General features: G+C 47.9%; 5 protein-coding genes. 1 reads left to right on the top strand and 4 read right to left on the bottom strand.

What is annotated here, in order from left to right; translation table 11 throughout:
- Window positions 1-876, bottom strand: an 876-nt coding sequence (locus tag CAG65_RS17520) for a TerC/Alx family metal homeostasis membrane protein (protein ID WP_161454449.1), incomplete at its 3' end; no start/stop codon positions are given.
- 496 nt (window positions 877-1,372) lie between these two features.
- Window positions 1,373-3,109 (bottom strand): bifunctional metallophosphatase/5'-nucleotidase, encoded by a 1,737-nt coding sequence (locus CAG65_RS17515; protein ID WP_161454448.1) that lies wholly within the window; start codon window positions 3,107-3,109, stop codon window positions 1,373-1,375.
- A gap of 299 nt (window positions 3,110-3,408) precedes the next feature.
- Here CAG65_RS17515 and CAG65_RS17510 point away from each other — a divergent pair, with 299 nt between their 5' ends.
- On the top strand, window positions 3,409-5,040 hold the full coding sequence (locus tag CAG65_RS17510; RefSeq protein WP_161454447.1) for an ATP-dependent endonuclease: 1,632 nt from the start codon (window positions 3,409-3,411) through the stop codon (window positions 5,038-5,040).
- 108 nt (window positions 5,041-5,148) lie between these two features.
- Here the strand turns inward: CAG65_RS17510 and CAG65_RS17505 are convergent, their stop codons facing one another.
- Window positions 5,149-5,643: a DUF1097 domain-containing protein gene (locus CAG65_RS17505; protein ID WP_021705299.1), complete on the bottom strand. Its 495-nt coding sequence runs from the start codon at window positions 5,641-5,643 to the stop codon at window positions 5,149-5,151.
- Between the two features lie 267 nt (window positions 5,644-5,910).
- Entirely contained in the window at window positions 5,911-6,816 is a 906-nt protein-coding gene (locus tag CAG65_RS17500) for a LysR substrate-binding domain-containing protein (RefSeq protein WP_021705300.1), read from the bottom strand.
- Window positions 6,817-6,826 lie beyond the last annotated feature (10 nt).

The raw sequence follows: 6,826 nt of genomic DNA, 5'->3' as shown, positions 1-6,826 counted from the left end.
TAAGAGTACGGTCAGAGACAGAACGGTTGGAATCTCCCACTGAGTCCCGACCAAAAGCATCTTTACACCAATAAACATCATAATGAACGCCAACGCCGGTTTGAGGTAAATAAACTTATCCATCATCCCCTGCAATACAAAATACAGTGAACGCAACCCCAACAATGCAAATACGTTTGCCGCCAAAACCAGGAACGGTTCGCGGGTGACTGCAAAAATCGCCGGAATGGAATCCAGTGCAAACATCACATCCATAAAGGCTATTACACCGACGACGATCATCATCGGTGTTACCATCCACGTCCCCTGCTCTTTAGTCCATAGCGCATTACCACGAAAGTCACTGGATACCTGGGCAAACTTTCGTATCAGTTTTTCTGGCATTGGGCTGAGTTCTTCCTCACCTTTATCTATCGCCAGTTGAATACCTGTCCAAATCAGGAAGGCGGCAAACACATAAAGAAGCCAGTGATAGTCAGCCAGTAACTGAGCACCTACGGCAATCATGATCGCTCTCAGGCAAAGTGCACCAACTACACCCCATAACAACGCACGCGGACGCAGAGATTCAGGTACAGAGTATTGATGGAAAATAATCGCAAATACAAACAAGTTGTCGACGCTGAGTGACTTCTCTAGCAGATAGCCAGTAATGAAGGATACCGTGGCTTTTTCAGCTGAATAATTGCTGCCCGGCGCATAGAGATCCCAGAATAAATAGATGCTAGCGGCAAACAGGAACGCCAGAAGAAACCAGAACACACTCCAGACAACCGCTCTGCGAATGGTGATTTTTCCACCACGCGTCTGCCAGACGTCAAGCGATACGAGGAAGAGAGTCAATAGGCCGAAGCCCAGATAGGTCATTGGGGTCATGAGTCCTCCTTTGAGCGGAAGGATCCTGTTGGTGTAATCAACCGAGTTCAGAAACCGTCCGCAAACAACAATGGCTGATCAAACACGATCAACCTTGATTGCGTTGGTCTCGTCGAAACCACGTACTCAAAGAGACGAAGTTTATACTTACCGGATAGACAGAGGTCTAACGAGATGACGATAAGTAAACCAGAGGCGACTACTCCCCAAACAGGGCGAATTCTAATCCTCCGATGGCTTTACGTCTATGAAAAAAATCAAAAAGGAGCAAGATTTCCTGCTCCTTTTTCATTAGGACAAAGATAAGATGAATTGTTGTTAATCAGATACCACCCATTGGTACCAGATAAACTAAGGCTGACCAGACACCGACCCATGTTACTACCAGAGCTATGTCAATCCAGTCGCGTCTCCACATATTTCCTCCGGTCATTCAGACAGTTCCTGATGAAATGAAACGCCGATCTAACCAGAGCAACAAGCGTGCCAGACTAGGTTATTTAATCACCACCTCAGTTTTGTCCTTTCTGTTTAGCTTGGTTGGCTCTGCACTTAACAGCTCAATAAAACAATCCGCCATCGACACGCATGTGACCAGGCCATCGCCCTTCATGTTCAGTAATGCTTCATAGCCTTCCTTGCCCTTCATGGTATAAGCCGATGAAGTGCCGCGATAAAGCTTATCGAATTCAATAGCTTGCCAACCTACGTTCGGCGAGTATAGCTTTAGATTGCAAATACGTTTTCCGGCTTCAGCGTTGGCATCATACTCGTAACTCAGATTAAACGTATAAGGGTACGAACCCGAACCAGTTCCTTCCACACCATTGTTAGTCGCATTATTGATGGCTCCTTCCAGCGCAGCGGCAACATCACGTCCTAGAACTTCGTATACACCGATCGGAACGGCAAACGGCAGTAACTTTCCGGCAATATCGGCAACCGAGACGTCACCGGCATTCAGCGAGTTACGCACCCCTCCAGCATTATGAATCGCGAACTGTACGTTCATTCCCCGCTGGTTCATGGCGAAGTGGAACGATTCTGCCACCAGAGATGCCAACTGGCTCGGACCTTTATCATCTGGAATCCGCACATGCCGGAGCATGTCATCCGCGGTAGCAATGATTTGTTGCTGCAGTTTGCGTACGCGTGGAATGTATTTGTCCAGCAGGATCCCCTGAACGGTTTTATCTTTCTTGCACACGATGACGTTAGGATGGTTATTAAGATAATCACACGCCGCATGATGCGTTTCATCATCGCCGGTTTCACTCATGCTGGCGTCCAAAAATAATCGACGTCCCAGCAACAATTCGTTCTGACCGTGAAATGCAGCAACTCGCCCGCTTGCATCAAAATCAATCATGCAATGACCGATGCTTAATGCATGATATCCGGCCTGTACAACATACGTATCGTTGATGCGAACACCGTATTCATCGTCTTTTTCAAGGCCAATGTCACTGAAATCGCCTTGAAGGCGGTGACTGTGGCCACCGACGATCAAGGATATCCCGTTCACTACCTCAGCCAGAGCCAAATCGGCGTCGTAGCCAAGATGGCTTAAAAGGATAATTTTATTGATGCCTTGTGCGTTGATCGCAGCAACCGTTCTTTTGGCCGTTTCGGTTGCATCAACAAAAGGTGTATCTGAATCCGGGTTAGAAATGTCCACCATTTTGTCGAGGGACAAACCAAAAATAGCGACCTTTTCGCCGTCAATATCTTTCGTTATCCAATCGGCCGTTGCTGTGTGTGGTTGATAACTGTGAACGCGCGGATGAGAACCTATTGTGGCGGCCTTACTCGGGCTTTCGTTGCTCAGATCCCAGTTGCCCGCTAGAAAAGGAAAACGGATACGTTCAACAAAATGCGCGACTGGTTCATTTCCCATATCCAGCTCATGATTTCCCAGTGTCATCGCGTCAATATTTAACGCATTGAGCATGTCGGCATTCGCCTTACCTTTAAACAGCGAAAAATACAGTGTCCCCTGGAAACAGTCCCCAGCATGCAGGAAAAGGAAACCGCGTTTCATCCGCGCAGCATCATCACGAAGCTGACCCACGCGTGTGGCGATACGGGCAAAACCACCTGCACTGACATATGGATGAATGCGTTGACCGTGGATGGTCAGGTCTAACTGCAGTGACGTTGGTTCAAAATAGGAATGGGTGTCATTAATGTGTGCCAGTGTCAATCTCACCGGTTTATTGCTTTTTTGTGTCATATTCTTTCTCTTTTATTCCATTCCATCCTAGCGCACCGATCATGACAGAATCGTGACTTTTATGAAACGAGGATGCAAAGAAATTTATTTAAGCAGACGACTGACTGTATAACACCGACGTGCATCACAAGGTTCTGTGAGCTAAATATCTGCTTATATTGATTTTTTCAATTATGCTTAATAGTAAGCAACTAACTTGCTGTAAATGAACGTTGACATCGAGCGTGCCTTCTTTTTTTGCATCTCACCCGTCTCAGCGCCTTCGTTCGCAGCTCCCCGGAACAGCAAGGAATGTCAGTATGCAGTTAGATAGAGTAGAAATTTCAGGATTCCGTGGCATTCGTCGCCTGTCATTGTCGTTTGATGAGTTGACGACATTGATTGGCGAAAACACCTGGGGCAAGTCATCCTTGCTCGACGCCCTGTCCGTCGCACTGCCAGCGGATGGCGAACTTTATCAATTTGAGATGATGGATTTTCATGTCGATTACTCGATTTCACATCCTCAAACCCAGCATCTGCAAATTGTACTCAGCCTGATCGCCAGCGACAGGCATGAGTTGAAAGCCGGTCGATATCGAAGAATCAAACCATTGTGGGTCGAAGATCAAGACGGAAATCACCGGATTTACTACCGGATCAGTGCATCAAGAAACTTGTATGACATTACCACCACCTACGCGTTCCTAGATGCCAAAGGCAATCCCAAATCGTTACACCATGCTGACAAACTGGCAAAAGAGTTGATGAGCTTACATCCGGTGATTCGCTTGCGAGACTCACGCCGCTTTGATCGCCCAATCAGCTCCACTGACCCGGTTAACGCGCGTGTTGAAAAACGCATCAATAACACGTGTCGACGACTAATGGCGATTCCCGGACACGTGAACAAAGGCGAAATGAAAAGCAGTCTCGCATCGATGAACTCATTGATTGAACACTACTTCTCTTTCAAAAGTCAAAGTCGTAAAAACCCGAGAAAACAACGGGACGGTGTGTTCTTCACTTCTTCGCCCAGCGACAGCAATCTAAGTAAAATTGTTGAAGAAACTCGCAACAAGCAGACCCGGCTGCTGTTAATGGGGCTGCTGAATGCTTATCTGCAAGCCAAAGGGCCCAATGATTTGCGTCGCTGCGCGCGGCCGCTATTGATTATTGAAGACCCAGAAGGTCGGCTTCACCCGACTCACCTGGCACGCGCCTGGAGTTTGCTGCAACTTCTGCCCATGCAAAAAATTCTGACCACCAACAGTGCCGATTTACTGCGTCAGTTGCCTTTGAATTCGATCCGGCGCCTGGTTCGTCAGTCAGACAAGACCGTCGCGACTTATTTGCCCACTCAACGGTTAGGCAAAGACGAATTGCGCCGCATCGGATTCCACATCCGCTTTCATCGCTCGGGCGCTCTGTTCGCCCGATGCTGGTTACTGGTTGAAGGTGAAACCGAAGTCTGGCTTTTTAACGAACTGGCGAATCAGTGTGGTTACAACCTGGCAGCAGAAGGCGTACAAATCATTGAATTTGCCCAATCCGGGTTAAAATCTCTTATCAAGGTCGCAAAAGCCTTTGGCATTGACTGGCACGTGGTGACCGACGGTGACCCGGCAGGTAAAAAATACGCGCATACGGTCAGAAACATGCTGGGGCATGATCAGGAACGTCATCGGTTGACTGAGCTGCCGGACAAAGACATCGAACATTATTTATACGCCCACGGATTTGAAAATTTCTTCAAAGACATGGTGAAGATCCCGCACGACCATCCGATCCCAGCCAAAAAAGTGGTCACTCGGGTGCTCAAGAAGCACGCCAAACCGGATCTGGCTCTGGCCATCGTGTCGCATTGTGAAGAACGTGGCATGGAATGCATCCCACTTTTACTGCGCTGGACGCTTAAACGAGTCATTACCATGGCAAACGGCAACACTTAAGGTTGGCAAGCACCGAGCAAAAAAAGGCACTCCATCATGGAGTGCCTGTATCTAATATAATTGCAATGTGCTGATACAAATCAATCGGGGGTTAACCTCAAGCTGCCCTCACTGAGATTGCGTCTCAGCGACTACCTTTGAGCTCACTTTAGGTTGGGTTGATTTCTGGTGTAACCACAATCCTGAGGCTTTCATTAGATAACCAAACAGGCCACCTAGCAGCAGGGACGGCACCACAAGTTGCCAATCACCGCCAGCTGCGAATGTGGCACACGAACCAATAAACGTGCCAGGGATATACCCAAGCCAGGCTTGCTTAGCCTGAATACACATAAAGAAAGCCACAATCGCGGTAATCACATAACCCAGAATTTCCAGGCTGATATACTGCGACGATTTGATGATCACGATTGCCCAAAACACCCCCGTCATGTTGGTGAGCAGGCTTTCGCCCAAACCTTTCAGTCCACTATTTGGTGTAGCAAAGTAACTGGTGCAGCCCAGAAACCCAGCCCAGGAAAGTAAGCCCAATGACACAGCTATCCATCCCCAAACACCAGATAAAATTCCGGTAGTTAACGAAATAGCAACCAGTGTATTCATATATTCCTCGCGTGTGCCAACGACCCCATCAGGCCTGTGCAACATCAGTGAATCAAGCGAGAATATTAAAACCAAATCGAACAACTTTCCTGACAAAGATCACAATTAGCATTCAATTCGGACATAGGTTTTCATCATTATGTCTACGCAAACGTTTATTCAACATTTATCGTTATAAATATCGTATTCGAATCCATGACATGAATTGCAAATAGCTTCCATCAATTTTGTTGATGAATGGATGCGCGGTGGTTATCATCCCCCAACTTACAACACTGTAGGCTGCCCTTTCATCATTCTTAAACCTTCCCGTTTGATGCATTCAGCTAACGGGTTTTCAGCCATGTCCGAGCGCCAAATGAACGACAGGGTTCGTTCCATATCCAGCTCAGGAACGTTAAGCGCGACCAGTTGGCCACTGTGAATAAATTTGGCTACATCCAGATAAGGCAAACAGGTCAGATAGGGGCCGTTGGCAACCAGAGAGCGCAGCACCGGTACGTGCTCGTATTCACGCCAGACATCCAAATCTTCAATCAAATGATGGATTGAGCTGTCAAAGACTTTGCGCGTACCAGAACCATGCTCACGCAACACCCATTTGGCTTGCTCGAGCTGTGCCAGACTGACCGTTTCTCGTTTGGCAAACGGGTGGTGCGCAGATGCGACAACCGTAAGATGGTCGCGACACCACACCATTTGATGGAGGCGATTATCATCGCATCGCCCTTCTATCACGCCGAGATCGTATTTGTAGTCCAATACCCCCTGAATCACACCATTGGTGCTTTTCACTCCGAGAGAAATGCGCATTTCAGGAAAATCATTATCAATAATACTGATGAGGTCAGGCACCAGATGTTCCGCTGGTGTCTGGCTGGCGCCCAGACGAATTTCACCACTGAGTAAGTGCTGCTCGTAGAACCCCATTTCGATCTGCTGGGCGTCTTGTAATAATCGTTTAGCTTTAGGCCGTAGCCACATCCCCCAATGCGTCAGCGCCATTTGTTTGCCCTGACGTTCGAACAGGGGCCGTCCGAGCATTTTTTCCAGTTGGGCAAGCGACATACTGGTCGCCGATTGTGTCAGTGCAAGCTTGTCTGCGGCTTGGCTGACGCTGCCTGTATCTGCGACGGCATCAAATACTGCAAGTTGTTTTAATGAGTACCGCACTGTCCATCCT

This window comes from Vibrio sp. V39_P1S14PM300 (assembly GCF_009904765.1).
Taxonomy (GTDB): Bacteria; Pseudomonadota; Gammaproteobacteria; order Enterobacterales; family Vibrionaceae; genus Vibrio; species Vibrio proteolyticus.
This window is presented reverse-complemented; position numbering and strand designations above follow the sequence as displayed.

Excerpts from the sequence above, each read along its gene's own strand:
- CAG65_RS17510 (WP_161454447.1), top strand. The coding sequence starts at position 3,409 with ATGCAGTTAGATAGAGTAGAAATTTCAGGATTCCGTGGCATTCGTCGC.
- CAG65_RS17505 (WP_021705299.1), bottom strand. The coding sequence starts at position 5,643 with ATGAATACACTGGTTGCTATTTCGTTAACTACCGGAATTTTATCTGGT.
- CAG65_RS17515 (WP_161454448.1), bottom strand. The coding sequence starts at position 3,109 with ATGACACAAAAAAGCAATAAACCGGTGAGATTGACACTGGCACACATT.